The sequence below is a fragment of the Micromonospora sp. NPDC050784 genome (assembly GCF_044456765.1).
Classification (GTDB): domain Bacteria; phylum Actinomycetota; class Actinomycetes; order Mycobacteriales; family Micromonosporaceae; genus Micromonospora; species Micromonospora foliorum.
On record NZ_JBITGG010000005.1, the window covers coordinates 210,407 to 236,756 of the forward strand.

Genomic DNA, 26,350 nt, shown 5'->3' on the forward strand with positions numbered 1-26,350 from the left:
CTTTTCGGGCACACCACTCCCGGGATCCAGCGGTACGTGGACCCCGGGAAAGGTGGGTGGAAGTGTCAGGTCAGAGTGGGTAGCTGGACGTCGACCCGCAGACCGCCGTACTCGGCGGGCCGGGCCGCGATGATGCCGTCGTGCGCCTGTGTGATCGAGCGGGCGATGGCCAGGCCCAGACCGGCCCCGCCGCCCTGGGAGGTCCGGTCCCGGGCGAGCCGGCGGAACGGCTCGAACAGACCGGCCACCGCCTCGGCCGGCACGGGCTGACCGGTGTTGACCACGGACAGCGCGGGCACGCCGCTCACCACGACGGTCAGCGAGCCGCCCGGCCGGTTGTACTTGATGCCGTTCTCCACCAGATTGGTGACCAGTCGCTCCAGCAACACCCGCTCGCCGACGACGACTCGGGGCGCGAGGTTGGTCTCGATGGTGATCTCAGCCTCCCGGGCCCGGTCCAGGTACCCGGCCAGCACCGCCTCGACGATCGTGTCCAACCGCTGGGGTATCCGCGAACGGAGGCCCTGGTCACTCTCGCTGAGCGCGAGCAGGCCCTCGATCAGGCGTTCGTTGCGCTCATTGGTCTCCAGCAGCTGACCGGTCAACAACTCCAGCTGCTCGCCGCTGAGCGCCCTGGCCATGCCGACCTCGATGAGCGTCCGCTGCACGGCGAGCGGCGTACGCAGCTCGTGCGAGGCGTTCGCGGCGAACCGCCGCTGCCCCTCGTACCCGGCGGAGACGCGTTCCATCATCTCGTCGATCGCCCGGGCCAGCCGGGCCAACTCGTCGCGGCCCCGGGGCCGGATCCGGTGGCCGAGGTTCTGCGGGCCGAGGTGCCCGATCGGCCCGGCCAGGTCGGCGACCGGGCGCAGGCACCAGACCGCGCCGAACCAGAGCCCCACCAGGGCGGCCACTGTCACGAGCAGTACGGCCGCCAGGGGCAGCACGAACGCCCCCGGCCGCACGTCGCGGCACACCGTCGACAACCCGGGCATGGGCAGGTCACAGAACTGCTGCCCCCAGGTCCAGGTCACGCCCGTCAGCCACTTGCCGATCGCCGGCAGCAGCGGCCCGGCCAGCAGCGCCAGCAGCCCCACCAGCAGCACCCGACGTCGGGGCGTCCAGCTCACGCCGTACCACCGATGCGGTAGCCGGCCTTCGGAACGGTGTGGATGATCGCGGGGTCGCCGAGCTTCTTGCGCAGGGTCATCACGGTGACCCGTACGGCGTTGGTGAACGGGTCGGCGAACTCGTCCCAGGCCTGCTCCAGCAACTCCTCGGCGCTGACCACCTGACCGTCGGCGCGCAGCAGCACGTGCAGCACCGCGAACTCCTTGGGGCTCAGCGCGAGCGGGCGGCCGTCCCGGGCGGCCACGTGCCGGCCCACGTCCAGCACCAGGCCGTCCTGAGCGAGCACCGGCGGCAGCGCCGGCGTGGACCGTCGCCCGAGGGCCTGCACCCGGGCCACCAACTCGGCGAAGGCGAACGGCTTGGTCAGGTAGTCGTCCGCGCCGAGGCCGAGGCCCTCCACGCGGTCCCGAATGCCGGCCGCCGCGGTGAGCAACAGCACCCGGGTACCAACCTGTGAGTCGGCGATGCTGCGGCACACCTCGTCGCCGGTGTGCCCGGGCATGTCCCGATCCAGCACCGCGACGTCGTACCGGTTCACCCCGACCCGCTCCAGCGCACCGTCACCGTCGTAGCAGACGTCGACGGCCATCGAAAGGCGCCGCAGCCCTTCGGCCACCGTGTCCGCCAACAACCGCTCGTCGTCCGCCACCAGCACCCGCACGTTTTCCGCTCCCCGAGTTCGGCTTGCCCGGCATACCGTCGCAGGCCCGGGTTAAGGGTTCTGTAAGCACCCGCCGCAGCCATCCTCCACGCGAGTGTCCAGCGGGCAAACCACCGCAAGCCCGGCCCCGCCGACTTCGTGCCCGTCTCACGCCATCTGCGCGGTCCGTCCCAACAACCACGGCGCCGACATGAGGAGTGACCTGCGTCACGGCGCCCCCTTGAAGACCCCGAACGCGCCCGCCCAGCCCCAGCCCTGCCCCAGCCCCCGGCCTTCGGCCCTCAGCCCTCGGCCCTCGGCCCTCGGACAGTCGATCATGGAGTTGTGGTGGGGATTAAATCCCGTTTCGAGCTTTTCGTGAGGCACCACAACTCCATGATCGACGGGAGCGATGGGGTGAAAGGGAGGGAGTGGGCTAGGGGCGCAGGAGGGGAATCATGGTTCGCACGATGTGGGCGGGACGACGGTAGAGGTCCCGGTCCGTGAAGTGGCGCATTTGCCAGCCGTTGGCGGCGAGCCAGTTCATTCGAGAGCGATCGTGCTGGAGGCGAGCACGGTCCAGATGAGATGACCCGTCGTACTCGACGCCGACGTGGTGTTGCCGGTACCCCAGATCCAGGCGGTAGAGCGGTATCCCGTAGCTGTCTGGGACCCAGATCTGCGGCTCCGGCGGTGGCAAACCGCCGTCTATCAGCACCAGGCGCAGCTGGCTCTCCTGCCGACACTCTGCCCGAGGATCGGCGCGCGGTACGAGATCGCGCGCCTGACAGACTCCCCGCAAACGATCGTGCCGAGCGACCTCGACCCGAAGCTCCTCGGGCTGGCAGGCACCTACGCGAAGACAAAGATCCAGCAGCGGCATCGCTTCCATCCGACGCAACGACCGGGCCAGGTCCACCGCGCACCTGACGGCGGGCGCGCAAGGCACTCCGGCGAGCAGCACCGGATCACGCACCGGCAGCACCGCCTCGTGGGTAACGACGCCTCGAATGTTCGGGACCTTCTCCCCCGCCGGCACGATCACGTGGACGTCAGGGCTTCGGACGTCACCGAAGCCATGCAGTTGCGCGCCGGTGTGAAAGCCGACGACGGCTGTGGCGGGCAGCCGCCGGAAGATTGCCGGTAGGCGTCCAGCCTGGTCGGCTGACGGCGCGTAGATGCTCCGCGACATCCGGTGCAGGCTGGACAGATCGAGCAACCTGCGAACTTGTTCCCGACTAAGGCCGGCCGCGAGTAACTCCGAGTATCGATACAGAGGCTCTGCCATGCCGCAGGAATCTGCAGCACCAGGCCAGCAACTCTCGACCCCAGCCCAGCACCCTGTGGACAACTAGCAGGCCTGTGCACAACCGCCGAAGTTCAGCCCATCCGTGCTATGCGCCGAGTTCCACTGCCTGCGTCGATCATGGAGTTGTGGTGCCGGACAGAAGCCTCGGAACAGCTCTTTCCGCCCACCACAACTCCATGATCGACGCGGTCCAGCGGTTCAGCGGGGCTGGGGGCCAGGGCGGGGGTTAGTCGCAGGCTATGCCGTCGCCGTCTCGGTCCAGGTCGTAGATGTCGTCGCCGATCACCCTGATCGGCCCGCTGACGTAGGCGGGGCCGTTGCCACTGCCACCCGCGCAGTCGACGTCGCTGGCGATCGGGACGCAGCCGCTGTAGTTCGGGTCGCACTTCGACGACTGTGGCTTTTGGGTGCCGACGGCGACGACCTGGGTCACCGGCTGCTTCGCCACGACGGACTTGACCAGCTTCTTGGCCGTCCGCACGCCGTCGGTGGTGGTCACCTCGTAGGTCAGGGTCCGCACGCCGTTCACGCCCTTGGTGCGGACGACCCGTTTGCCCTCGGCCAGCGACGAGTCCTTGACGGTCCGCTCGCCGTACCGGATCGCGGCCCGCTCCGTCACGGTCGTCACCTGCACCACCGGCGCGGCTGCCGCCGACGAGGGCACGGTGGAGGGCACCGCGACCGGCGACTCCGCCAGGGCGAGGGCCTCCTCCGTCGGCTCGCCGGACGCCGCCAGGATCGGCTGCTGCGGCTCCTCGGCGGCGGTACCGGTCTTGCTGGGCTCCGGCTCGCCGGTCAACGCGCCGACGATGGCGGTGCCGGCGCAGCAGAGCAGGAGGATCGACAGGGCCACCGAGCCGAGGATCACGGCGACGCGGCTGGCGGGAGTGGCTCGGCGGAACCAGTTCGGTCGCGGCGTCTCGCCGAACGACTGCGGGTACGGCGGCCCCGGGTTCTGTGGTGGTTGCATCGTCACGGCGATGAGTGTCGTCGCAAACACAGTGTGCAATATCCACCGTCGCGTTTGTCACCTGCGCCTTTCGCTTCGCATGAAGGATCGGTGGGCGCACTTGCGGGCACCGTGTCGACAGGCGCGGCAACCCGGCGGGTCAGCAGAGCAGGGCCGATCGTGCGCGTGTCGGCACCAACAAAAGCCGCAGACCCCCACGCACCGGAGCGACAAGCGATCGGGTGTCCAACGGCGACGACGTAACTGTCGCGATGCCGTCAGCCGGGCAGACTCACCGTTCCTCCAAGCCCCAGGGCGAGCCGTAGCCGATGAGCAGGTCGAGGAAGGGCATCGGGGGGAGCGCCTCCGGGCCGAGCACCCCGACACCTGCCCACGCGCCGGTGGCGAGCAACTCCAACGCGACGACCGGGTTGACGGCGGTCTGCCAGACCACCGCCTGGTGCCCGTACTCCCGCATCGACCACTCGTTGTCGACCACGTGGTAGAGGTAGACCTCGCGGGGTTGCCCGTCCGGGCCGAGGCCGCGTACCCAGGTGCCGGCGCAGGTCTTGCCGCGCATTCGGGCGCCGAGCGTGGCCGGGTCGGGCAGGCTCGCGGCTACCACATCACGCGGGGAGACGTCGACGCCGCGGACCCGCACCGGGGAGACCGCGTCCAGACCGAGCTTGTGCAGCGTCTTGAGCACGTCGATGAACTCGTCGCCGAGGCCGTACTTGAAGGTGACCCGCCGCGCCTTGACCCAGCGCGGGATGAGCAGCACCTCCTCGTGCTCGACGTTGACGCACTCGACCGGCCCGATCCCCTCCGGAAAGTGGAAGACCTCCGGCTCGGAGAACGGTTCGGTGGTGAACCAGCCCCGGTCCCGCTCCCAGACGACCGGCGGGTTGAGGCACTCCTCGATGGTGGTCCAGATGGAGAACGAGGGCGCGAAGTCGTACCCGTCGACGGTGAGGTTCGCGCCGTCTCGGACGCCGATCTCGTCGATCTCGCTGAACAGTTCGTCGGCGGCGTAGCGGGCGAACACGTCGGAGAGGCCGGGCTCGACGCCGATGCCGCACAGCGCCAGCCGACCGGCCGCGGACCAGGTGTCGGCCAGCGCGAACTGTTCGTCGCCGAGCTTCACCCCGGTCTCGGCGTGTGACAGCGACATCGCCATGTCCAGGTAGTCCGCGCCGGCCGCGAACGCACCGTTGAAGATCGGCATGACGAACCGCGGGTCGACGGCATTGAGCACGTGCGTGATCCGGTGCTCCCGGCACAGCGCGGTGACCGCGTCGGCCGAGGAGGCGTCCACCTGGGCGGCGACGAACCGGGCACCGTGCCCGGCGACGGCCCGCTCGGCGCGAACGGGGTCGTGGTCGGCGACCACCATGATCTCGAAGAAGGCCCGTCGGGCGGCGATGGCTACGGCGGCGGAGCCGACGCCACCGGCGCCGACGAGGAGGACACGCATCAGGAATCAAACCCCAAACCGAAACGATCGAGAGTACGGAGCCAGAGGTCGCGCCGGCCCTCACGCGCGTCGGCGCGGGCCAGTGACCAGCGGGTGAGATTGATGCCGACCGCGCGGACGGGTTCCGGTGGGAACGGCAGTGGCTTGCGGCGAACCAGATCGAGCCCGGTCAGCGGGGTGTTCCCGCCGTCGAGCAGGTCGAGCAGCACCCGGGCGCCGAAGCGGGTGGCCCCGACGCCGAGGCCGGTGTAGCCGGCCGCGTACGCCAGCCGACCGCCGTAGGCGGTGCCGAAGAACGGGCAGAACCGGGTGCAGGTGTCGATGACACCGCCCCAGCGGTGGCTGAACCGCACGTCGGCGAGCTGCGGGAACGTGGTGAAGAAGTGGCGGGCGAGGGTGGTGAAGGTGGCCGGTCGTTGCTCCAGCTCGGGCGCGACCCGATTGCCGTAGTGGTAGACGGCGTCGTAGCCGCCGAAGAGGATCCGCCCGTCCGTGGTGATCCGGTAGTAGTGGAACTGGTTGGCGGTGTCGGCGAGCCCCTGCCGGTTGCGCCACCCGATGGCGTCGCGCTGGGCCGGGGTGAGCGGTTCGGTCATCAGCACGTGGTCGTAGACCGGCACCAGGTACGCCCGCAGTCGGCGCAGCAGCGGCGGGAACGCGTTGGTGGCCAGCACGATCCGGCGCGCCCGTACCGAGCCGGGTCTGCCGGTGGCCCCGGTGCCGGCCCGGCCAGGGTCGGCCGGGTGGGCGGCGGGATCGGTGCCCAGGGTGCTGGCGTGCAGTGCGGCACTGTCGGTGCGCAGGCCGGTGACCCGGGTGTGCTCGTGCACGCGTACGCCGAGGTCGAGGCAGGCGCGGCGCAGACCCCAGGCCAGCTTCGCCGGGTCCACCATGGCCACCCGGTCGGCGTCGAACATCCCGCCCAGGTACGTCGGTGAGTGCACCTCGGCGCGCACCTCGTCGCGGTCCAGGAGCCGCACCCGGTGGCCGTACCGGCGGGCCAGGTCCGCGTCGGCGGCCAACCCGTCGAGTTGGTACGGCTCGACGGCGACGGCCAGCTCACCGGTGCGCTCGAAGTCGCAGTCGATGTCGAACTTCGCGACGGTGGCGGCGATGGCGTCCAGGTTCTCCCGGCCGAGGCGTTCCAACTCGCCGACCTCGTCGGGAAACCGGTCGACGCCGTTGGCGAGACCGTGCGTCAACGAGGCGGCGCAGAACCCGCCGTTGCGGCCGGACGCGGCCCAACCGCAGGTCCCGGCGTCGACGAGCAGCACGTCCCGGTCCGGGTCCGCCTGTTTCGCCAACAATGCGGCCCACAGTCCGCCGTAACCGCCACCGATCACCAGCAGGTCGGCGGAGTGCCGACCAGCCAGTGGCGGCAGCGGGTCGGGGCGGTCCGGGCGATCGAGCCAGTACGGCACCGGTGCCGCGTCGGCCAGTGCCCACCCGGTATGCGGGAGCGTCATGACGGCCCACCGGTCGGCCGAACCGCATCCGGGAGCGTCATGACGGCCCACCGGTCGGCCGAACCGCAGGCGGGGGCGTCATGACGGCCGACGCGCGGGACGTGCCGGCCCGGCCAGCAGGTTGGCGCGGCGGGCCCGTCGACCGCGCAGCGAACTGAGCCCGACGAGCAGCAGCGCGACCGCGAACATCGCGGTGCCGATCACGTTGACCTGCGGGGGGATGCCACGCTGGGCAGCGCCCCAGACGTACATCGGGAAGGTGACGGTGGTGCCGGCGTTGAAGTTCGTGATGATGAAGTCGTCGAAGCTCAACGAGAAGGCCAGCAGCGCGGCGGCCACAATGCCGGGCAGCACCAGGGGCAGGGTGATCCGCCGGAAGGTCTGCCACTCGTTGGCGTAGAGGTCCATGGCGGCCTCCTCCAGCCGCCGGTCCATCCCGGCGAGCCGCGCCTTCACCGTGACGACCACGAACGACACGCAGAACATCACGTGCGCGATCACGATGGTCCAGAACCCCTGCGGTACGCCCGCCGACACGAACAGGGCCAGCAACGACGTGCCCATCACCAACTCCGGGGTGGCCATCGGCAGGAAGATCAGCACGTTGATCCCGGACCGGCCCCGGAACCGGTGCCGGACCAGCGCGAACGCCATCAGGGTGCCGAGCACGGTGGCGACCACGGTGGCGATGAAGCCGATCTGCACGCTGCGGACCACCGCGTCACACATGTCCGAGGTGGCGCACGGCTGCCGCCAGTTGTCGAGGGTGAACTCGTTGAAGTCGTACGACAGTCGACTCGACGGCCGGTTGAACGACAGAGCGGCCACCACCAGGATGGGCAGCGCCAGGTAGCCGAGCACCAGCAACCCCACGATCATCACCCAGCGGTCCGCCAGCCAACGGGAAACCCTCATCAGAGCCGCCTTTCGTCCCCGACTGCGGGGCTCCGCTGCGCTGCACTCCTCGCGCTCACAGGACCTCCTCCGTGCCAGCCCTGCGCAGGTAGCCGAAGACCACCGCGAGGATCGCCGCCATCAGCAGGAACGACAGCGCGGCGCCCTGCGGGTAGTCCAGTCGGACCAGGAACGCCGAGTCGATGACATTGCCGATCATGTATTCGTTCGGGGTGCCGAGCAGTTCCGCGTTGATGTAGTCGCCGCTGGCCGGGATGAAGAACAGCAGCGTGCCGGCGACCAGACCGGGCATGGACAGCGGCAGGGTCACCCGACGGAACGCCTGCACCGGGCTCGCGTACAGGTCGGTGGCCGCCTCCAGCAGCCGGTGGTCCAGCCGCTCCAGGCTCGCGTACAGCGGCAGCACCAGGAACGGCAGGAAGTTGTACGTCAGGCCGAGCACCACAGCGAACGGGGTGGCCAACAGCCGGCCGTCCGGGGCGAGCAGGTGCACGTCCCGGAGCAGACCGACGAGCGCGCCGTTGTCCGACAGGATCGTCTTCCAGGCCAGCGTCCGGACCAGGAAGCTGGTGAACATCGGCGCGACGACGCACACCAGCAGCAGGTTCTTCCAGCGGCCGGCCTTCTGCGCGATGGCGTACGCCAGTGGGTAGCCCAGCAGCAACGCCAGCACCAGGGCCAGCCCGGCGTAGCCGAACGAGCGCAGGAACTGCGGCCAGTACGCCTGCACCACGTCCGGATAGTTGCCGACCGCCCAGGTCATCGCGTACCCGGTGGACAGCGAGCCGCTGGGGTCGTACAGGCTGGCCGCCGCCAACTGCACCAGCGGCACACCGAAGAAGATGAGCAGCCAGGCCGCGCCGGGCAACAACAGGAGGTACGGCAGGAGTCGGCGCCGCCCGGAACGGGCTGCCGGTGGCGCGGGTGGCGGGTGCCCCGATCCGGTGGGGGCCAGCAGGGTCACGACGACGCACCCACCGGCTCGTCGAGCACCGGTGACGTCCGGTCGCTGTCGGCGGCGTCGCGGGGCAGCAGGAACGCGTGCCGCGGATCCCAGTACGCCACGGCCTCACTGCCGACTGCCACCCGCGCCGATGTCCCGCTGTTGGCGGCGAAGACCGACAACTCGGTGCCCCAGCCGGTGCGCAGCAGGTACTGCGTGCTGACTCCCACGTAGGAGGCGTCGGTGACCACCCCGGTGACGTGCTGATGCCCAGCGGGCACCTGGTCGGCGGAGCCGACCAGAATCAGCTTCTCCGGGCGTACCCCCAGGTGGACGGGGCCGTGGTCGGCCCGCGACCGGCCCGCGGGCACCGAGAAGCGCGTGCCGTGCGCCGTCACCGCGACGTCGCCGCCGCTGGCGCCGGTGGCCTCGCCGGCGAGCAGGTTGGACTGGCCGAGGAAGTTCGCCACGAAGGCGGTGGCGGGAAACTCGTAGATGTCGGCCGGGGCACCCAACTGCTCGATCCGGCCGGCGTTCATCACCGCGACGGTGTCGGCCATGGTCATGGCCTCCTCCTGGTCGTGGGTGACGTGGACGAAGGTGATGCCGACCTCGGTCTGGATCCGCTTCAGCTCGATCTGCATCTGTCGGCGCAGCTTGAGGTCGAGAGCGCCCAGTGGTTCGTCGAGCAGCAGCACCTGCGGCCGGTTGATCAGTGCGCGGGCCAGCGCGACCCGCTGCTGCTGACCACCGGAGAGCTGGGCGGGGCGGCGGTTGCCGTAGCCGTCGAGTTGCACGAGCGACAGCATCCGGGTGACCTCGTCGTCGACCGAGCGGATGCCGCGTCGGCGCAGCCCGAAGGCGACGTTCTCGAAGATGTTCAGGTGCGGGAAGAGCGCGTAGCTCTGGAAGACGGTGTTGACCGGTCGTTTGTACGGCCGCAGTCGGGCGATGTCCCGGTCACCGAGCAGCACCTGGCCGCTGGTCGGCTCTTCCAGGCCGGCGATCATCCGCAACGTGGTGGTCTTGCCGCAGCCGGACGCGCCGAGCAGCGCGAAGAACGAGCCCTGCTCGATGGTCAGGCTCAGGTCGTCGACAGCGGTGAAGACGCCGAACCGTTTGGTGAGGTTGGCCAGGCGCAGGTCGCCGGCGGGTGTCTCGCGCGCCATCCTCCTCACGCCCCGATGACCTGTTGGAACTTGCCCTCGTACTCCTTCTCCTGCTTCTCGTCCAGGGCCATGAACACCTTGGACTTCGACAGCAGCGCCTCGTCCGGGAAGATCAGCGGGTTGGCGGCCAGCTCGGGGTCGATCTTTTCCATCTCGGCCTGAGCGCCCTTGACCGGGCAGATGTAGTTGACGTACGCGGCCAGCTTCGCCGCGACCGCCGGCTCGTAGTAGTAGTTGATCAGCGCTTCGGCGTTGCCCTTGTGGGTGGCCTTGTTGGGGACCATCATGTTGTCGCTGTAGAGCATCACGCCGGAGTCCGGCGCGACGAACCGGACCTTCTCGTCCTCAGTGGAGAGCTGGATGACGTCGCCGGACCAGCCGATGCACGCGGCGATGTCGCCCTTGGCCAGGTCGGGCGCGTAGTCGTTGCCGGTGAACTTGCGGATCTGCCCGGAGTCGACGGCCTTCTTGAGCTTGTTGAGGGCGTCGTCGAACTGGGCGGCGGTGAAGTTGGCCGGGTCGTGCCCGTTGGACCCGAGCAGCAGGCCCATGGTGTCGCGCATCTCGCTGAGCGCGGTCACCTTGCCCTTGAGGTCGGGGCGGGTGAGCAGTTCGTCGACCGTCCGCAGTTCCTTCGTGACGTTGCCGTTGTACGCCAGGCCGGCGAGGCCGGACTGCCACGGAATGGAGATCCGGTTCTCGGCATCGAAGGGGCGGTTGAGCAGCGACGGAAGCAGGTTGGCCTGCACGTTCGGGATCTTCGCCGGGTCCAGCTTCTGGATCCAGCCGAGCCGGATCATCCGGGCCGCCATCCAGTCGGTCAGCACGATGATGTCGCGGTCGGTGCTCTGACAGGCGGCGAGCTGGTTCTGCACCTTGCCGAAGAACTCGTTGTTGTCGTTGATGTCCTCGGTGTAGGTCACCTGAATGCCGGTCTTCGTGATGAACTCGTCGAGGCTCGGTCGCTTGGACTCGTCCTTGTCGTCCACGTCCATGTACTGCGGCCAGTTGGCGAAGGCCAGTTTCTTCTCGGTGCTAGAGAGGTCCTCGCTGACGCAGCCAGCTTCGGTCTGCTGCGCGCCCTTGGTGCCGCAGCCCGCGAGGCTGCCGCCCATGGTGAGCAGGGCGGCCGAACCGAGAGTGCCGGTGAGCAGTCCACGCCGGGAGAGGGGCCGGAGGGGAGTACGCATGACGACTCCTAGGGGGTCATCGTCGGCGGGCGGGACGGGGGAGGCACGCCGGCGGGAATGTCGGGAGGGTCAAGTGCCATGGACGACTGATCCTGACATGAGGTGACCTCCCTTACAAGGGATTCCGTTGCGGGAATAGCGATGCACGACGAAATACGCCAGACTGCGCGGGGATACACGCGCGACATCACGATTCGGGACATGGGGAGCGGGCAATGACAAACCGGCAGCACGAGAACAGCAACGGCGGTCGACGCGTCGCTGTCCGTGAAGGCGCCAATCACGCTCTGCTGGATGACGTGGCCAAACAGATCATCGAGCAGCTCCAGGAGGACGGCCGCCGCCCGTACGCGACGATCGGCAAGGCGGTGGGGCTGTCCGAGGCGGCCGTCCGTCAGCGGGTGCAGCGACTACTGGACTCCGGCGTGATGCAGATCGTGGCGGTGACCGATCCGCTCCAGCTCGGCTTCAACCGGCAGGCGATGATCGGCCTACGTACCGACGGCGACCTGGAGGCGGTCGCGGATCGGCTGGCCGAGCTGGACGAGGTCGACTACGTGGTGATCACCGCCGGGTCGTTCGACCTGCTCACCGAGGTGGTCTGCCGCAACGACGACCACCTGCTGGAGATCCTGCAACGGCTGCGCGCGGTGCCCGGGGTGCTCTCCACCGAGGCGTTCGTCTACCTCAAGCTGCGCAAGCAGACCTACACCTGGGGTACGGCCTGAACTTCCCTTGATCCACTCGGCTTTCCGGAAGTCGGGGTGTCCCGGCCGCCGTGATGCCCCGGTTTCCGTGAACCCGAGTGGATCAGCGGCCCGTCGCGCCTACCGTTGCGACCGCGCCCACCGCGCCGATGAACGACGACCAGGCGGCCGGGGGGAAGGTCAGGGTGCCGCCGTCGCGGTCCTTGCTGTCGCGGACCAGCACCCGGCCGGGCAGGTTGTCGGCCACCTCGACGCAAGCGCCGCCGTTGTTGCTGCTGCGGGTTGCGGTGCGCCAGCGGGCGTCGGTCATGTCCATGTCGTGACCACTTCCCTGATCAGCTCGATCGACCGTCGTTGGGGGAACGCCTCCCCGGTGACGCTCTCCCACCTGCGTCCCAGGCTAGCGACGTCGAGGGGATCGGTCACGACCTGGCCGCGGAGCTGATTGTCGAGATACGCCAATTCCGCCCCGTCGGGCAGCCGCCCCAGAATGAACGGTCCGGCCAGCCCGGTGTGCCACGGGCTCTCGGCCGGGATGACCCGGACCTGCACGTGCTCCCACTCGGCCACATTGGCGAGGTGGGCCAGTTGGCCGGCCATCACGGCGCGGTCGCCGACCGGCCGGCGCAGCACCACCTCGTCGACCACCGCCACGAGCTGCGGTGGAGCATCACGGCACAGGACCGCCTGCCGTTCGAGCCGGCCCGCCACGATCTGGTCCACCTCGGACGGTGCCACCAGCCCGCCGGTGCCCAGGATCGCCCGGGCGTACCCCTCGGTTTGCAGCAGACCCGGCACGAGCAGCGGCTCGTACCACCGGAGCGAGGTGGCGTCCTGTTCCAACTCGGCCCACGGCCGGAACCACGGCAGGTCACGACGACGGAACGGCTCCGGCCAGAGGTCAGCCGCGTCCCGGCATAGAACCTCCGCCACCGCCACCCGGGTACGCGGATGCGGGATGCGCCCCGCAGCGAGCCACCGCGCCGCCGTCTTGGGGTCGACGCCGACCTTCTCGGCCAACGACTCGACCGTCTCCCCCACCTCGGCCATCGCCACCCGCAAAGCCTCGTTCGCCACCGGACCCTCCCGCCGCTCCTCCGTGCCGTAACGGACGATCCGGAATGCTCCGCCGCCCAGCAGGCGCGCTGTGACGCCGCTCGATGCACGTTGCGGCGGACGATAGCCACGCTGCGTCTCCGTGTCTGCGACCTACCGGCGTGTTGCGGTGGGACGTGTTGGCGCGCTTCCAGAGTGCCCCCGGACCGCCCCCGAGGTGCCCCGCCGGCGTCCTTAAGACCCGCTCCCGGGCCCCGGCCCGCGCCGCCTGACCTCCCGCGCTTGATCCACTCGACTTCATTGATATCGCGGTATCAGCCGCGCCCGGACACCGCGATTTCAGCGAACCCGAGTAGATCGAGCCGGCGGCAGATCAGCTCCAAAGGCAGCCACCAGCACACCTTCGACTCCTGCCGGCCGCCGATCAGAGCGACCGACGGGAGTGCGGATTCCGTTGCGTCCATGACGGCTGCGCGCTAAATCCGTCGCCAACTGACCGTGATACCGCCGATAACACTTGCTTCGGAGGATGAGACTGTGCGATAACCGTTGACAGAGCGGCCGGCCTCACCCCTTTGACCGGCCCGACGACCGATGGGGCTGACATGGCCAACGCCACCGACCACCTCTGGATGCACTTCACCCGGATGGCGAGCTACTCCGCCAGTGAGGTGCCGACGATCGTGCGCGGCGAGGGAGCGTACGTGTGGGACGCGCAGGGTCGCCGCTACCTGGACGGGCTCGCCGGGCTCTTCGTGGTCAACGCCGGCCACGGCCGCACCGAGCTGGCCGAGGCTGCCGCCAAGCAGGCCGGCGAGCTGGCCTACTTCCCGCTCTGGTCGTACGCGCATCCGAAGGCCATCGAACTGGCCGAGAGGATCGCCTCGCTCACCCCCGGCGACCTCAACCGGGTCTTCTTCACCACCGGAGGTTCCGAGGCCGTCGAGGCGGCGTGGAAGCTGGCCCGCGCCTACTTCAAGCGCACGGGGAAGCCCAACAAGTACAAGGTGATCAGCAGGTACATCGCCTACCACGGCACCTCCATGGGCGCCCTGTCGATCACCGGCCTGCCGGGCATCAAGAGCGACTTCGAGCCACTGGTGCCGGGCGCGATCAAGGTGCCGAACACGAACTTCTACCGGGCGCCCGAGCACGGCGACGACCCCGAGGCGTTCGGCCGCTGGGCCGCCGACGAGATCGGTCGGGCCATCGAGCGGGAGGGGCCGGACACTGTCGCCGCGGTCTTCCTGGAGCCCGTGCAAAACTCCGGCGGCTGCTTCCCGCCGCCGCCCGGCTACTTCGATCGGGTACGGGAGATCTGCGACGCGTACGACGTGCTACTCGTCTCGGACGAGGTGATCTGCTCGTGGGGGCGGTTGGGCGAGTACTTCGGCGCGGTGCGCTACGGCTACCAGCCGGACATCATCACCACCGCCAAGGGCATCACCTCCGGCTACGCCCCGCTCGGCGCGATGATCGCCAGCGACCGGCTGATGGAACCGTTCCTCACCGAGACCGGCATGTTCGCCCACGGGGTGACCTTCGGTGGCCACCCGGTCTCCTGCGCGGTGGCCCTGGCCAACCTGGAGGTCTTCGCCCGTGAGGACCTGGTCGGGCACGTACGCGCCAACGAGGACGCCTTCCGGGCCACCCTGGAGAAGCTGTACGACCTGCCGATCGTCGGCGACGTCCGCGGCGACGGCTACTTCTACGGCATCGAACTGGTCAAGGACAAGACCACCCGGGAGACGTTCAACGAGGCCGAGTCGGAGCGCCTACTGCGCGGCTTCCTCTCCACCGCCCTGTTCCAGGCGGGCCTCTACTGCCGGGCCGACGACCGGGGCGACCCCGTCATCCAGCTGGCCCCACCCCTGATCGCCGAGCAGCAGCACTTCGACGAGATCGAGCAGATCCTCCGCACAGTCCTAACCCAAGCCTGGGCCAAGCTCTAACCCACCACAAACCCCACCCACTGGTGTTGATCAAGAGGTTTGCGTCAAAAACGCGCCGGCTGATGACCGAAACCTCTTGATCAACGTCGGGAAGGCGGGGGCCAGGCTGGGCCCCCGAAGGGCGGGGGCCGGCCTGCGTACGGGGTTAGTGGTTGGGGGGGATTACTCGGAGGTGGCCTCGGCGGCCGGTCTGGTGGGGGTTCTCGGGACGGTTCTGGTCCGGCTCCGGCGGGCGGGGGGCCGGGCGGGCGGCTTCGCGGACCGCTTCGGCCAACGCGACCAGGTCGTCCGTGGTGGGCGGAGGCGGCTCGAACTCGCCCTCGTGCCGGACGACGTCCCAGCCCCGCGGCGCGGTGAGGCTGCGGGCGTGCGGCTCGCACAGGTCGTACGTGTGCGGCTCGGCGAACGCCGCCAACGGCCCCACCACCGCTGTCGACTCGTTGTAGACATAGGTCAATGTGGCGACCGCTTGCCGGGGGCAGCCGTTACGGGAGCAGCGCCGTGGTGACCTCACGTGCGGCAGGGTATCTCCATTACCGGGTCCAGCGCATCGCTTCGCGTTGCGACACGCCCGTCATGGTGATCACAGTCGAGCGTCCTGGGCGCGCCGCGCCACGGGAGCGGCGCTGCCGCTGGCGAGCCCGACGCGGGCGCTACCCTTTGCCTCATGACGAGCCCGGAACACCGCCGCCCCGGCTCCGGCCGGCGTGCGCATCGTGACCGGCACGGGCGCGGCCTGCGCGGACGGCTGGTGCCGGCCACCGTGCCGCTGGCGCGGACCAAGGCCGAGGTGTTCGACGACCTGGTCCTGGACACCGTGGAGACGCTGGAGCGTCGGTTCGCCAAGGAGCTGGCAGGGGTCGAGTTCGCGGTGGAGGACGTCCCGCCGGACCTGAACGTCTACGACTCGGATGTGCTGGAGGACGGCGAGGTCCCGTTGGCCCGGCTGCTGCCCGGCCGACCGGGTCGGCAGGAGGTGCCGCCGCGGATCGTGCTGTACCGGCGGCCCCTGGAGTTCCGGGCGATGGACCGTGAGGACCTCGCCGATCTCGTCCATGACGTGATCATCGAACAGGTGGCGAACCTTCTCGGGGTAGACCCGGACGAGCTCGCCTGAGCCAACGACCAAGCGGAACCAACCCCCGAGCCTGAGCCAACCCCGAGCGGACCCAACCCCCGAGCGGAGAGTCGGGCGGCCCCCACCGCCTCGACCTCACACCACCCGGGCAGCCCCCCGCCCAGACCTGGCACCGCTCAGGCGGCCCCCCGCCTCGACCTCACACCGCTCAGGCGGCCCGTCGCTTCAACTTGCGCCGCTCCCGCTCGGAGAGCCCTCCCCAGATGCCGAACCGCTCGTCGTGCCCCAGAGCGTATTCAAGGCACTCGGTCTTGACCTCGCAACGCGAGCAGATCCGCTTCGCCTCGCGGGTCGAGCCGCCCTTCTCGGGAAAGAACGCCTCGGGGTCGGTCTGCGAGCACAACGCCCGCTCCTGCCACTCCGGCGCGTTTCCGAGCAGGTCGGCCACCTCAAGCTGGCCGTCCATCAAATGCCTCCTTGTCGCGCACCGGCGTCATCGCCGCTGCAACCCCCCACGCGAAAGGCGTGCTTGTCCGTCCGGTCCCGTTTTGTTGCGTTCCGTGCGAACAACCCCATTCAAATTACACGCGTGTAATGCGTGCGCCGTCAAGCCAAACTTGATAATGGAGTCGCCCTCCCGACACCCCCGGCCGGCCACTCGGGCCGTCCAGCCTCGCAACCTGCCCTATCGATTCAGACCCCGGCCGAGTAACGCCCTTCCCGGCGAGTTGCCCGACTTTTCTGCCGTGGCGCTTCCCCGACGAGTCGCCGACCGGACGGCACCAGAGACCTCCACCCCTAAGCTGATCTTGGTGGGGGACAGGTTAACGCGGCGGGGCGCAGACTGCCCGTCGAGCTGCGGACAGCACTCGCGCCCCGTCCACATCGTGGACGGGGCGCGGCGGTGCAACCAATGCGTCGAGGTCAGCCGGCGACCCCAAAACCGCTGCTGGGCCAGGCGAACTCGGCTATCGCTCCACCATGGACAGAAATCGTGCCGGCGGGCGTACGGTCGTCCCACCAGACGGTATAGATCCCGCTTGGCAGATCGGGATAGACCGCACTGTGGAACGAGCCGTCCCGCACTCGACGTTCGCGGACCGCCGAATGGACCCGCCGGTCATCGTCGCGACTGATCTCGATCTCCCGGCCGTGCAGATCCCGACCCGTGTAGACGATCAGGGCGCCGGTGTCGCCGCCGAGATCGAGGACGACGCTCCCGGTCTCCGACGGCCCGTACGCGTGCTCGTGCATCGCTCGCTCCCCGCGCCGATCAGGACGCCGCCGGCGGGTTGTTGAAGCCGTCGTACGGCGTACCCAGGTAGGGGAAGTTTCCGAGGAACGGCGCGGTCACGTCGGCGGCGCTCAGCCCCGGGGTGACAGCGGCGGCGGCCGCGTCCGGTCGGAACGTCTTGTCCACCAGCGGAACGGTGACCCCGGCGATGGCCCGCAACGCGATGCTGACCACGTCGTCACCGACCCGCCGCCCGTTCGGGAACCCGGCCAGGTCGCCACCGAGCACCCCGAACCGGTCCGGACGCTTCGACGGCGGAATCGCGGTGTTCAGTCGCAGCATGTCGGCCTGCACCTCGCCGGTGGCGTTGGTGAAGCCGTCGATCAGCCCGGACGGCACGCCGGTGAGCAGGATCGCCACCAGGTCGACTCGGGCCTTCTTCGCCTTGGTGAGTTTGTCCAGGTTGGGGAAGACGTCCGGGTAGAGCGCCGGGAGCAACGCCGCCAACTCCGGCTGCTCGACGAACTGGGCGAACCGCTTGTCCTCCGACGGCGGCAGCGAGTTCCACAGGTCCTTCTTGGACATCGGCACGATGACCTCGTTGAACAGCGGGTTGCCCAACCGAGAGACCTGGGTGAACGGGCCGGTCGAGGTGTCCGCCCCGCCCCGGTCGCCGAGCACCCGCACCTGCCGGCGCGACGCCGACGTCCACACCCCGATCACCGATGCCCGGTCGGCGGCGCCGTACCGGTTGGCGCGCCGACGCACCCGATCCAGCGGCACCTGCACCGCGATGCTGTGCACGTTCATCCGGTCGGTGGCGTTGACCGGCTCCCCCTCGGCCTTGAAGATCTTCTTTCCGGCGACGTGCAGTTGCTGGAACGGCCGCAGCGTGCCGAGGTCGAAGATCGCCCCGAGGTCGACGAAGAAGCCGTCGGCGCGCTGCCCCGCGAAGACCCGCTCCCCCGTGGAGAGCGAGTAGGTGGCCTGCCGCACCAGGTCCGCGTACTTCGGGGTGGACAGCGGGCCGACGTTGCACGGCGGGCACTGCAGCTTGTGCGCCAGCCGGTGCTCGCGGCCGTCGGCCACCCGGGTCAGGCTGTAGAACTGCCGCCGGTTCCAGTTCTCGCTGTCCAACGAATCGATCGGGCCGGTGTTGTAGAGAAAACTGTTCGGATTGGTGATCTCGGTGGTGAATTCGAACCGGTAGGTGACATCCGGACGACCGTCGCCGTCGTTGTCGATATGGATCTCGTACCGCACGTCGTCACCGAACTCGAAGAAGTTCGGGCCCCCGGAAGGGAGCTGCAACGGCACGAAGTTGGCGATCAACGTGACCGTGTCGCGTTTGTCGGGGCTGACGAACGCGTACAGGTCGGAGCTGTCGGCGACCGGATCCTTGGCTATCTCCGGGGCCTCGCGGTGGGAAGACATGACGGACCAACCTCACTGGGCGGGGACAGGATGGCGGGGCGAACGGTCGGGTCAGCGCCGGGCGGCGCGCCGCAGCCGGTCCGCCAGGCCGCGGTCGCGTACCTCGATGCGCGTCTCACCGACGAAGACGTCCATCGTTCCGGAGTCGGCGTCACGCAGGTGCACGACGATCGGTTCGTCGGCTCGACCGGCCGCGCCGGGGGCGTTCTGCGCGGCCGACAGGCCCGGCACGGTGAGCGCGGCGGCGCCGAGGGTGGCGCTGGCCGCGGCGGTCAACGTCTGCCGGCGGGTCAGTCGCGGCCACTGCCGCTTCCGCTGATCACTGGTCATGGGCAACCTTTCCGGCGGTGGCGCGAGCGCGCCCGCGGAGACGGACGGGTCCGGTGCCGTCTCGCGACGCCGCCGGGCCCCTGAGGGGACACCGGCGGCGGTCCTCGCCACGACCGCCGCCGGCACCGCGTGGTACGGCCGGTGGCGGGGAAAGGTTCGACGTCAGGGCCGGGCGTGACCGTACGCAGTCGACCGCTTGCGCGCCGGACGACCGGCGGCCTTCGCGATGGCCCGCAACTGCTCCTCGGTACGCGCCGACCCGTTGTCGGAGCCGGCCATCCGGGAGATCGTCTCCTCCATCAGCGTGCCGCCGAGGTCGTTGCAGCCACCCTGGAGCATCGCGACCGTGCCCTCGTCCCCGAGCTTCACCCAGGAGCACTGGATGTTGTCGATCCGGCCGTGCAGCAGCAACCGGGACATCGCGTGCACCACCCGGTTCTCCCGCCAGGTCGGCCCGGGTCGGGCGATACCCGCCAGATAGATCGGCGCATTGGTGTGCACGAACGGCAGTGCCACGAACTCGGTGAACCCGCCGGTGCGGTCCTGCACCCCGGCCAGCACCCGGAAGTGCGCCAGCCACTGCCCGGGGTGGTCGACGTGGCCGTACATCATGGTGGAGCTGGACCGGATGCCCAGCTCGTGGGCGGTGCTGACCACCTCGACCCAGGCGGAGGCCGGGAGTTTGCCCTTGGTCAGCACCCAGCGCACGTCGTCGTCGAGGATCTCGGCGGCGGTGCCCGGGATGGTGTCCAGCCCGGCCTCGCGCAGTTGGAGCAGCCACTCACGGATCGGCACCCCGGCCTTCGCGGCGGCGGTGACGATCTCCATGGGCGAGAACGCGTGCACGTGCATCTCGGGCACCCGGGCCTTGATGGCGCGCACGATGTCGGCGTACCCGGTGACCGGCATCTTCGGGTCGATGCCGCCCTGGAGGCACACCTCGCTGGCACCGACCGCCCACGCCTGCTCGGCCCGGTCCGCGACCTGCTCGACCGAGAGCCGGTACGCGTCGGCGTCCCGCTCACGCTGGGCGAACGCGCAGAAGCGGCAGCCCACGTAGCAGACATTGCTGAAGTTGATGTTGCGGTTGACCACGTAGGTGACGTCGTCGCCGACCGCCGCGCGGCGCACGTCGTCGGCCAGCCGGCACAGCTCGTCGAGCGCCGGCCCGTCCGCGCCGAACAGCGCCAGCGCGGCATCGGTGTGCCGGGGGTCGAGCAGCGCCGCCGGGTCGTCGGCGGCGAGCTTGAGCCCGGCCGCCAGGTCACGGTCCGCACCGCTCCCGGCCGACACCGGGGGTACGCCCGCCCGGCGCGCTGTCGCCTCCGGGGTGACCTTGCCGGCGACCTCCGCCCAGTCGCCGTAGACGCTGTCGAAGTCGCCGCGCCGGTCGTCGGTGCGGCCGGTGGTGTCGATGGTGGCGTGCAGGTCGACCCGCCCGCCGAACACCTCCTCCGGCTCCTGCCAGGGCCGCCCCTGCGGCATCGCCGACTCGACCGCCATGCCCGTCGACGGGTCGGCCAGGGCACCGACGTGCGGCAACAGCCGTGGGTCGAGCCACGGGTCGCCCGCGCGCACGTACTCCGGGTAGATCGTCAACCGCTCCCGCAGCGTGAACCCGGCCAGCTCGGTGTGCCGGGCCAACTCCTCGATCTGCGGCCAGGGGCGCTCCGGGTTGACGTGGTCGGGGGTGAGCGGGGAGACGCCACCCCAGTCGTCGATGCCGGCGCGCAGCAGCAGGTCGTACTCGCCGGCGATGAGGTTCGGCGGGGCCTGGATCCGGGCCTTCGGGCCGAGCAACAGCCGGGCCACCGCCACCGTGGCGGCCAGGTCGTGCAACTCCGCGTCGGGCATGCCGCGCATCGCCGTGTCCGGCTTGGCGCGGAAGTTCTGCACGATCACCTCCTGGAGGTGCCCGTACTCCCGGTGGGCGCGGCGGATCGCGAAGAGCGCGTCCACCCGCTCCGCAGGGGTCTCCCCGATGCCGATCAGGATGCCGGTGGTGAACGGCACCCCGACCCGGCCCGCGTCCTCCAGCACCCGCAACCGGACCGCCGGCTCCTTGTCCGGTGAGCCGAAGTGCGGGCCACCCGGCTCGGACCAGAGCCGGGTCGCGGTCGTCTCCAGCATCATGCCCATGCTCGGCGCGACCGGCTTGAGCCGTTGCAGCTCCGACCAGGACAGCACCCCGGGGTTGAGGTGCGGCAGCAGACCGGTCTCCTCCAGCACCGCGACCGCACAGGCACGCAGGTAGTCCAGGGTCGAGTCGTAACCGCGTTCGTCCAACCAGGTCCGGGCCGCCGGCCAGCGTTCCTCCGGCCGGTCACCCAGGGTGAACAACGCTTCCTTGCACCCCAGCGCGGCGCCGGCCCGGGCGATCGCGAGGACCTCGTCGCGGTCCAGGAACGGCGCCGGCAACCGGTGCGGCACGGTCGCGAAGGTGCAGTAGTGGCAGCGGTCCCGGCAGAGCCGGGTCAGCGGAATGAAGACCTTCTTCGAGTACGTGACCACACCCGGCCGCCCGGCGTCCCGCAGCCCGGCGTCGCGTATCGCACCGGCCAGCCGGAGCAGTTCGTCGAGCGCGTCTCCGCGAGCGGACAACAGCGCGGTCGCCTCGTCGACATCCAGCGCCCGCCCGTTCGCGGCCCGGCCCAGGGCCCGCCGGACGCTCGCATCGCTCGGGCCGGATTGGGTGCGATCAACCATCCACTCACCCTATGCGCAGCGCGACGCCACCCAACCAGTCCCAGCCCGCACCGTGGGAAACGGCACCCCCTGGCCCCACCCCCACCCCTCCCGGCAGCGCCGCCCGGCCGCCCTCCCGGTTGATCATGAAGTTATTGCCGCGACACGCCGCGTGATCGAGCAATAACTTCATGATCGACGAGGGTCGGTGGGGGTTGCGGGGTTGGCGGACTCAGCGGGGCTGGTCCGGGTGGTCGTTCGGCTTGATGTGTTGGGTGCGGTCGGTGTCCGGGTCAGCCGGGTGGGAGATGACCTCGGTCGGGTCGGCGGACTGGCGCGGGATGGCCTGCGTGGGGTCGGCCGACGGCGGCTGCCCGAACGGGGGCGCGGCCGGGGACGGCGGCACCGCCTGGGGGGCAGGGTTCGCCGGGGGCGCGGACTGCGGGAAGGGCGGGGCGGACTGCGGTGCCTGGAACGGCGGCGCGGACTGCGGGTGCGGCGGCCCGGACTGCGGGAACGGCGGGGCCGACTGCGGGGCCTGGAACGGCGGCGACGGCTGGCCGTACTGGCCAGCCTGCGGGAAGCCACCCGGCTGGCCGGCCTGCGGGTAGCCACCTGGCTGGCCGGGGGCGGGCCATCCACCCTGCGGCTGTCCGCCGGGCTGGCCCGGGGCCGGCCAACCGCCCTGCTGCTGCGGCCAGCCCGCTTGCGGCTGGCCGTAGACACCGGGCTGGGGCTTGGGTCGCGGCACGTAGTAGTGGGCGCGCCAGATGGTGTAGACCAACCAGGCGGCGATGGCGAAGATCACCATCCAGGCGAACCGGGTGAGCACGCCGAGCAGCGCATCGAGCACCTCGGCCTCGGCCAGCCGGCCCACCGTCCAGATCAGCATGGTCAGCGTGCCGAACACGGCGCTGACCGCGTACTCGATGAGAGCTGCCTGCGTGATCAGCTTCGCCTTCGCCACCACCGGCGAGATGTGCGTGGCCAGCAGCACCGCCAGCAGCGGGAGACCCACCGCCTCCACCCCGACGAACGCGTAGAAGGCGCTGCCCGCGCGGTCGGTGAAGGAGCTGTAGTCGTTCGGGACGATGAACCGGAGCAGGCCCACGAAGAGGAACACGGCGTTGGCACCAAGCAGCGCGAGCGCGGCGAGCTCCCGTAGTGGCTTGGTCAGCTGGCGGGCCTGCGTCGCGTCGGAGGACGCGGGCTCGGCGGGGCTGGTCACGAGTTCCCCCTCGGGGCATGAACGGACAGGGTGCACGTGAGCCTAGTCTCGCGGGCCACCCACGGATCGGAGGCGTCACGTGCGCGAGGATGGTCGACATGCGCATCGTGGTTCTGGCCGGCGGCATCGGCGGCGCCCGGTTCCTGCTCGGGGTCCGGGCGTACGCCCGTGACGTCGGCGCGGAGGTGACCGCCGTGGTCAACGTCGGCGACGACCTGTGGCTACACGGGTTGAAGATCTGCCCCGACCTGGACAGCGTCATGTACACGCTCGGTGGGGGCGCCGACCCGGAACGGGGCTGGGGTCGGGTCGGCGAGAGCTGGACGGTCAAGCAGGAGCTGGCCGCGTACGGGGCACAGCCGACCTGGTTCGGCCTCGGCGACAAGGACATCGCCACCCACCTGGTCCGCAGCACCATGCTCAACGGCGGTTACCCGTTGAGCGCGGTCACCGAGGCGCTGGCCAGCCGCTGGGAGCCGGGCGTACGCCTGTTGCCGGCGACGGACGACCGCCTGGAGACCCATGCCGTGGTGGAGGACGACCAGGGTCAGCGGGCGATCCACTTCCAGGAGTGGTGGGTACGGTACCGGGCCGATATCCCCACGCACCGTTTCGTGTTCGTCGGCGCGGAGACGGCGAAGCCGGCACCCGGGGTGCTGGACGCGATCGCCTCGGCCGATCTGGTGCTGGTCGCGCCGAGCAACCCGGTGGTGAGTGTCGCGCCGGTGCTGGCCGTACCCGGGCTGCGCGAGGCCGTGGCGGACGGCCCGGCGCCGGTGGTGGGTGTCTCACCGATCATCGGCGGCGCGCCGGTGCGGGGGATGGCCGACCGTTGTCTCGCCGTGCTCGGTGTCGAGTGCAGCGCGGCGGGGGTGGGTCGGCTCTACGGCGGCCGGGCGAGCGGTGGCCTGCTCGACGGCTGGCTGGTGGACGAGGAGGACGCGGGCACGGTGGTGCCCGAGGTGACGGTCCGCGCGGTGCCGCTGCGGATGACCGACGAGGCGGCGACGGCGGCCATGGTCCGCGCCGCGGTGGAGTTGACGTGAGGCTGGAGATTCTGCCGGTGCTCGGCATCGGCCACGTGACCGAGGGCGACGACCTGGCCGCGGTGATCGCGACCGCCGCGCCGTGGCTGCGCAACGGCGACGTGCTGGTGGTGACCAGCAAGATCGTTTCCAAGGCGGAGGGGCGGCTGGTCGACGTGCCGGCGGACGGGCCGGAACGGCTGGCCGCACGGGACGAGGTCCTGGCCGGTGAGACCGCCCGGGTGGTCGCCAGCCGGGGGCCGACCCGGATCGTGCAGACCCACCACGGCTTCGTGATGGCCTCGGCGGGGATCGACGCGTCGAACGTGGACAAGACCCAACTGGTGCTGCTGCCGGTCGACCCGGACGCCTCGGCGCGGGCTCTGCGGGACGCGCTGCGGGAGCGCTACGACCTGGACGTTGCCGTGATCATCAGCGACACGATGGGCCGGCCCTGGCGCAACGGGCTCACCGACGTGGCGCTCGGCGTGGCCGGGATGCCGGCCATCCGCGACCACCGGGGCGAGGTCGACCCGTACGGCAACGAGTTGCAGTTGACTCAGATGGCCGTGGTGGACGAGCTGGCGGGCGCCGGCGAGCTGATCAAGGGCAAGTGCGACCAGGTCCCCGTCGCGGTGGTGCGCGGCTACCTGCCCGCCACCGACCCGGACGACGCCGGTGGCGCGCGGGCGCTGATCCGCGACGCGGCACAGGACCTGTTCTCGCTGGGTACCGCCGAGGCCCGCGCCGCCGGGCTGTCCGACGCCGCCACCCTGGCCGACGGTCCCGGTCCAACGCCGGCCGACCTGGCCGCGGTGCAGCGGGCGATCGACGCGGTCGCCGGCGTGGTCGCCCCCGGCACGGTCTTCACAGTGGTCGACGAGGCCGAGGTACGCGCCGGTCTGGTCGCCGAGATGCCCGGGTGGCCGGACGGCGCCACCCTGCTGCTCGGCTCGGCCCCGACGCCCGTCGAGCCGATCGGTCTGGTTCGCTTCGGCGCCGACCTGCACCGGCTGCGCGTCGCCCTGGCCGCCGAGGGCGTCGGGTCGACCCTGTTGCCGCCACCGCCCGGCAGCCCGGCGAGCGCCGCCCTCGCGCTCTGAAGCCGGGCGCGCGCCGCGCCCGCGCCCGCGCTCCGAAGCCCGGCACACACCGCGGCTCCGCCCGGTGTGAACGGCCGGGTCACGCGTCCAGCATGGCCCGGCCCAGCGGGGTCAGCGTGTGCAGCACGCTGTTGCGTTCGCGGTGGCTGACCAGCAGGCCAGCGTTGCGCAGCACGGTGGCGTGTTGGCTCGCCGCCGCCGGTGAGATGTTGAGCTGGCGGGCGACCTCGCCGGTGGTGCAGCCCTCGTCACTGGCCTGCAACACCGCCGCCCTGGTGCGGCCGAGCAGCGCGGCGAGTGAGTCGCGGGCAGCACCGGACGCGGACGCACCGCCGGCGTCGGCCGCCACCAGCCCGCCCAGCCGGTCCACCGGGTAGACCAGCACCGGTGGCAGCGCCGGGTCGAGCAGTGCGACCGGGGTGGCCGCGCAGAAGAACGACGGCACGAGCAGCAGCCCACGGCCGTCCAGGTGCAGCTCCCGGCTGTGCGGGTAGCTGCGGACCTCCAGCACCCCGCTCTCCCAGCGCATCGCCGGCCGGAGGCTGGTGAGCAGGCCCTCGACACCGCCGTCGAGCAGGGCTCGCGCCCGCCGCGCGCGGTCCGCCGCCACCGCGGCCTGGATCCGGCTCCAGTACGGGCTGATCGCCAGCGACCGGTACTGCTCCATCGACTCGGCCAGGTGGTGCAGCGCCGACATCTCGCCCCGGGCCAGCGCGGAGGCCGAGGAGGGCAGCTGGTTCTCGGCGGCCAGCACGCTCAGGTCGCGGTGCAGCAGCTCGGCGGGCGTACGGCGGAGCGCGTCCAACCCGGCCTCGAAGCCCTCGACGCTGGCGTACGGGGTGAGGAAGTCGGGGAAGTAACCGCGCGGCGGGTTCAACGCGAAGAGCAGACGGAGCTGCTCGGAGGCGGCGTCCTGGCGCAGATCCCGGGCCACGCTGCGCCGCCAGTTGGCCGTCAGCGGATCGCGGGTGCGGCCGCGCAGCACGTGCAGGCTGAGGACCAGCTCCCAGACCGGGTCCGCCGCCGGCGCCACCCGGGTCCGGAGGATGTCCTCCCCAGAAAAGTGGATCTTCAGCATGGAGCGCTCCCGTGTCGCCGGCAGGGGGATGCCGGATGACCGTTCGACTCTACCTGCCCGGCAGTAATCTCCATCTTTAAGCCTGGACTGAAAAACCTCGACGCCTCCGGGGCCGGTTCGGCATGCTTCCAATGCCCGAACACGGCGCCGCGCGTCCTCGACGCCCGCGCTGCCGGGGGCACCGGGACCGGGGAGGCCCCGGTGATCGGACGGCACCACGAGGGTCTGCGGCCCTTGCTCCGCAGAGGTGCCGT

Annotated in this window: 26 protein-coding genes; 5 read left to right on the forward strand and 21 right to left on the reverse strand. The window is 70.5% G+C overall.

What is annotated here, in order from left to right:
- Nucleotides 1–65 precede the first annotated feature (65 nt).
- From ACIBD9_RS09190 to ACIBD9_RS09235, 10 genes are all read right to left on the reverse strand, one after another.
- On the reverse strand, nt 66–1,130 hold the full coding sequence (locus ACIBD9_RS09190; RefSeq protein WP_387167130.1) for a sensor histidine kinase: 1,065 nt from the start codon (nt 1,128–1,130) through the stop codon (nt 66–68).
- Entirely contained in the window at nt 1,127–1,792 is a 666-nt protein-coding gene (locus ACIBD9_RS09195) for a response regulator transcription factor (protein ID WP_396715989.1), read from the reverse strand. The genes ACIBD9_RS09190 and ACIBD9_RS09195 overlap by 4 nt, the downstream gene beginning before the upstream one ends.
- Nucleotides 1,793–2,207: 415 nt before the next feature.
- The gene (locus ACIBD9_RS09200) at nt 2,208–2,990 is read right to left on the reverse strand and encodes a DUF559 domain-containing protein (protein ID WP_396715991.1); all 783 of its coding nucleotides are present in this window, start codon (nt 2,988–2,990) and stop codon (nt 2,208–2,210) included.
- Between the two features lie 316 nt (nt 2,991–3,306).
- Nucleotides 3,307–4,050 (reverse strand): G5 domain-containing protein, encoded by a 744-nt coding sequence (locus ACIBD9_RS09205; RefSeq protein WP_396716191.1) that lies wholly within the window; start codon nt 4,048–4,050, stop codon nt 3,307–3,309.
- A 271-nt stretch (nt 4,051–4,321) separates the two neighbouring features.
- Nucleotides 4,322–5,503: a saccharopine dehydrogenase family protein gene (locus ACIBD9_RS09210; RefSeq protein ID WP_396715993.1), complete on the reverse strand. Its 1,182-nt coding sequence runs from the start codon at nt 5,501–5,503 to the stop codon at nt 4,322–4,324.
- Nucleotides 5,503–6,969: an NAD(P)/FAD-dependent oxidoreductase gene (locus ACIBD9_RS09215; RefSeq protein ID WP_396715995.1), complete on the reverse strand. Its 1,467-nt coding sequence runs from the start codon at nt 6,967–6,969 to the stop codon at nt 5,503–5,505. Before ACIBD9_RS09215 ends, ACIBD9_RS09210 begins: the two co-directional genes overlap by 1 nt.
- A 78-nt stretch (nt 6,970–7,047) precedes the next feature.
- Nucleotides 7,048–7,884: an ABC transporter permease gene (locus ACIBD9_RS09220; RefSeq protein ID WP_396715997.1), complete on the reverse strand. Its 837-nt coding sequence runs from the start codon at nt 7,882–7,884 to the stop codon at nt 7,048–7,050.
- Between the two features lie 55 nt (nt 7,885–7,939).
- Entirely contained in the window at nt 7,940–8,848 is a 909-nt protein-coding gene (locus ACIBD9_RS09225; protein ID WP_396715999.1) for an ABC transporter permease, read from the reverse strand.
- On the reverse strand, nt 8,845–9,996 hold the full coding sequence (locus tag ACIBD9_RS09230; RefSeq protein WP_396716001.1) for an ABC transporter ATP-binding protein: 1,152 nt from the start codon (nt 9,994–9,996) through the stop codon (nt 8,845–8,847). The genes ACIBD9_RS09225 and ACIBD9_RS09230 overlap by 4 nt, the downstream gene beginning before the upstream one ends.
- Before the next feature lie 5 nt (nt 9,997–10,001).
- Nucleotides 10,002–11,186: an extracellular solute-binding protein gene (locus ACIBD9_RS09235; protein ID WP_396716003.1), complete on the reverse strand. Its 1,185-nt coding sequence runs from the start codon at nt 11,184–11,186 to the stop codon at nt 10,002–10,004.
- Between the two features lie 215 nt (nt 11,187–11,401).
- Between ACIBD9_RS09235 and ACIBD9_RS09240 the strand changes: the two genes are divergently transcribed.
- Nucleotides 11,402–11,914, forward strand: coding sequence for an Lrp/AsnC family transcriptional regulator (locus tag ACIBD9_RS09240; protein ID WP_238659941.1), 513 nt, complete (start codon nt 11,402–11,404; stop codon nt 11,912–11,914).
- Nucleotides 11,915–11,996: 82 nt separating this feature from the next.
- On the opposite strand, the gene ACIBD9_RS09245 is transcribed toward ACIBD9_RS09240, so the two are convergent.
- The 3 genes from ACIBD9_RS09245 to ACIBD9_RS09255 form a co-directional block, all read right to left on the reverse strand.
- Complete coding sequence (locus tag ACIBD9_RS09245; RefSeq protein WP_396716005.1) at nt 11,997–12,209, reverse strand: DUF397 domain-containing protein; 213 nt, start codon at nt 12,207–12,209, stop codon at nt 11,997–11,999.
- Nucleotides 12,200–12,943, reverse strand: coding sequence for a Scr1 family TA system antitoxin-like transcriptional regulator (locus ACIBD9_RS09250; RefSeq protein WP_396716193.1), 744 nt, complete (start codon nt 12,941–12,943; stop codon nt 12,200–12,202). The genes ACIBD9_RS09245 and ACIBD9_RS09250 overlap by 10 nt, the downstream gene beginning before the upstream one ends.
- A gap of 320 nt (nt 12,944–13,263) precedes the next feature.
- The gene (locus ACIBD9_RS09255) at nt 13,264–13,413 is read right to left on the reverse strand and encodes a hypothetical protein (protein WP_396716007.1); all 150 of its coding nucleotides are present in this window, start codon (nt 13,411–13,413) and stop codon (nt 13,264–13,266) included.
- 141 nt (nt 13,414–13,554) lie between these two features.
- Between ACIBD9_RS09255 and ACIBD9_RS09260 the strand changes: the two genes are divergently transcribed.
- Nucleotides 13,555–14,901 (forward strand): aspartate aminotransferase family protein, encoded by a 1,347-nt coding sequence (locus ACIBD9_RS09260; protein WP_396716009.1) that lies wholly within the window; start codon nt 13,555–13,557, stop codon nt 14,899–14,901.
- 145 nt (nt 14,902–15,046) lie between these two features.
- Here ACIBD9_RS09260 and ACIBD9_RS09265 read toward each other — a convergent pair whose 3' ends face one another.
- Entirely contained in the window at nt 15,047–15,415 is a 369-nt protein-coding gene (locus tag ACIBD9_RS09265; RefSeq protein WP_091394110.1) for a DUF3499 domain-containing protein, read from the reverse strand.
- A 153-nt stretch (nt 15,416–15,568) separates the two neighbouring features.
- Between ACIBD9_RS09265 and ACIBD9_RS09270 the strand changes: the two genes are divergently transcribed.
- Nucleotides 15,569–16,018, forward strand: a complete 450-nt coding sequence (locus ACIBD9_RS09270) for a metallopeptidase family protein (RefSeq protein ID WP_074316962.1) — start codon at nt 15,569–15,571, stop codon at nt 16,016–16,018.
- Nucleotides 16,019–16,187: 169 nt separating this feature from the next.
- Here ACIBD9_RS09270 and ACIBD9_RS09275 read toward each other — a convergent pair whose 3' ends face one another.
- The 6 genes from ACIBD9_RS09275 to ACIBD9_RS09300 form a co-directional block, all read right to left on the reverse strand.
- Nucleotides 16,188–16,445, reverse strand: a complete 258-nt coding sequence (locus ACIBD9_RS09275; RefSeq protein ID WP_007455784.1) for a WhiB family transcriptional regulator — start codon at nt 16,443–16,445, stop codon at nt 16,188–16,190.
- A gap of 458 nt (nt 16,446–16,903) precedes the next feature.
- Complete coding sequence (locus ACIBD9_RS09280) at nt 16,904–17,233, reverse strand: phospholipase (RefSeq protein WP_396716011.1); 330 nt, start codon at nt 17,231–17,233, stop codon at nt 16,904–16,906.
- Nucleotides 17,234–17,252: 19 nt separating this feature from the next.
- Complete coding sequence (locus ACIBD9_RS09285; RefSeq protein ID WP_396716013.1) at nt 17,253–18,647, reverse strand: DUF4331 domain-containing protein; 1,395 nt, start codon at nt 18,645–18,647, stop codon at nt 17,253–17,255.
- Between the two features lie 51 nt (nt 18,648–18,698).
- Nucleotides 18,699–18,977: a hypothetical protein gene (locus ACIBD9_RS09290; RefSeq protein WP_196921188.1), complete on the reverse strand. Its 279-nt coding sequence runs from the start codon at nt 18,975–18,977 to the stop codon at nt 18,699–18,701.
- 162 nt (nt 18,978–19,139) lie between these two features.
- Nucleotides 19,140–21,683, reverse strand: coding sequence for a bifunctional FO biosynthesis protein CofGH (locus ACIBD9_RS09295; RefSeq protein WP_396716015.1), 2,544 nt, complete (start codon nt 21,681–21,683; stop codon nt 19,140–19,142).
- Nucleotides 21,684–21,894: 211 nt separating this feature from the next.
- Nucleotides 21,895–22,890: a hypothetical protein gene (locus tag ACIBD9_RS09300; protein WP_396716017.1), complete on the reverse strand. Its 996-nt coding sequence runs from the start codon at nt 22,888–22,890 to the stop codon at nt 21,895–21,897.
- Nucleotides 22,891–22,988: 98 nt separating this feature from the next.
- On the opposite strand from ACIBD9_RS09300, the gene cofD reads away from it, so the two are divergent.
- Nucleotides 22,989–23,936, forward strand: coding sequence for a 2-phospho-L-lactate transferase (cofD, locus tag ACIBD9_RS09305; RefSeq protein WP_396716019.1), 948 nt, complete (start codon nt 22,989–22,991; stop codon nt 23,934–23,936).
- Entirely contained in the window at nt 23,933–25,018 is a 1,086-nt protein-coding gene (locus ACIBD9_RS09310) for a coenzyme F420-0:L-glutamate ligase (RefSeq protein WP_396716021.1), read from the forward strand. The genes cofD and ACIBD9_RS09310 overlap by 4 nt, the downstream gene beginning before the upstream one ends.
- Nucleotides 25,019–25,097: 79 nt before the next feature.
- Here ACIBD9_RS09310 and ACIBD9_RS09315 read toward each other — a convergent pair whose 3' ends face one another.
- Nucleotides 25,098–26,096, reverse strand: coding sequence for an ArsR/SmtB family transcription factor (locus tag ACIBD9_RS09315; RefSeq protein WP_396716023.1), 999 nt, complete (start codon nt 26,094–26,096; stop codon nt 25,098–25,100).
- Nucleotides 26,097–26,350: the final 254 nt, after the last annotated feature.

Excerpts from the sequence above, each read along its gene's own strand:
- ACIBD9_RS09205 (WP_396716191.1), bottom strand. The coding sequence starts at position 4,050 with ATGCAACCACCACAGAACCCGGGGCCGCCGTACCCGCAGTCGTTCGGC.
- ACIBD9_RS09210 (WP_396715993.1), bottom strand. The coding sequence starts at position 5,503 with ATGCGTGTCCTCCTCGTCGGCGCCGGTGGCGTCGGCTCCGCCGCCGTA.
- ACIBD9_RS09215 (WP_396715995.1), bottom strand. The coding sequence starts at position 6,969 with ATGACGCTCCCGCATACCGGGTGGGCACTGGCCGACGCGGCACCGGTG.
- ACIBD9_RS09220 (WP_396715997.1), bottom strand. The coding sequence starts at position 7,884 with ATGAGGGTTTCCCGTTGGCTGGCGGACCGCTGGGTGATGATCGTGGGG.
- ACIBD9_RS09230 (WP_396716001.1), bottom strand. The coding sequence starts at position 9,996 with ATGGCGCGCGAGACACCCGCCGGCGACCTGCGCCTGGCCAACCTCACC.
- ACIBD9_RS09235 (WP_396716003.1), bottom strand. The coding sequence starts at position 11,186 with ATGCGTACTCCCCTCCGGCCCCTCTCCCGGCGTGGACTGCTCACCGGC.
- ACIBD9_RS09240 (WP_238659941.1), top strand. The coding sequence starts at position 11,402 with ATGACAAACCGGCAGCACGAGAACAGCAACGGCGGTCGACGCGTCGCT.
- ACIBD9_RS09245 (WP_396716005.1), bottom strand. The coding sequence starts at position 12,209 with ATGGACATGACCGACGCCCGCTGGCGCACCGCAACCCGCAGCAGCAAC.
- ACIBD9_RS09250 (WP_396716193.1), bottom strand. The coding sequence starts at position 12,943 with ATGGCCGAGGTGGGGGAGACGGTCGAGTCGTTGGCCGAGAAGGTCGGC.
- ACIBD9_RS09255 (WP_396716007.1), bottom strand. The coding sequence starts at position 13,413 with ATGGACGCAACGGAATCCGCACTCCCGTCGGTCGCTCTGATCGGCGGC.
- ACIBD9_RS09260 (WP_396716009.1), top strand. The coding sequence starts at position 13,555 with ATGGCCAACGCCACCGACCACCTCTGGATGCACTTCACCCGGATGGCG.
- ACIBD9_RS09270 (WP_074316962.1), top strand. The coding sequence starts at position 15,569 with ATGACGAGCCCGGAACACCGCCGCCCCGGCTCCGGCCGGCGTGCGCAT.
- ACIBD9_RS09275 (WP_007455784.1), bottom strand. The coding sequence starts at position 16,445 with ATGGACGGCCAGCTTGAGGTGGCCGACCTGCTCGGAAACGCGCCGGAG.
- ACIBD9_RS09280 (WP_396716011.1), bottom strand. The coding sequence starts at position 17,233 with ATGCACGAGCACGCGTACGGGCCGTCGGAGACCGGGAGCGTCGTCCTC.
- ACIBD9_RS09285 (WP_396716013.1), bottom strand. The coding sequence starts at position 18,647 with ATGTCTTCCCACCGCGAGGCCCCGGAGATAGCCAAGGATCCGGTCGCC.
- ACIBD9_RS09290 (WP_196921188.1), bottom strand. The coding sequence starts at position 18,977 with ATGACCAGTGATCAGCGGAAGCGGCAGTGGCCGCGACTGACCCGCCGG.
- ACIBD9_RS09295 (WP_396716015.1), bottom strand. The coding sequence starts at position 21,683 with ATGGTTGATCGCACCCAATCCGGCCCGAGCGATGCGAGCGTCCGGCGG.
- cofD (WP_396716019.1), top strand. The coding sequence starts at position 22,989 with ATGCGCATCGTGGTTCTGGCCGGCGGCATCGGCGGCGCCCGGTTCCTG.
- ACIBD9_RS09315 (WP_396716023.1), bottom strand. The coding sequence starts at position 26,096 with ATGCTGAAGATCCACTTTTCTGGGGAGGACATCCTCCGGACCCGGGTG.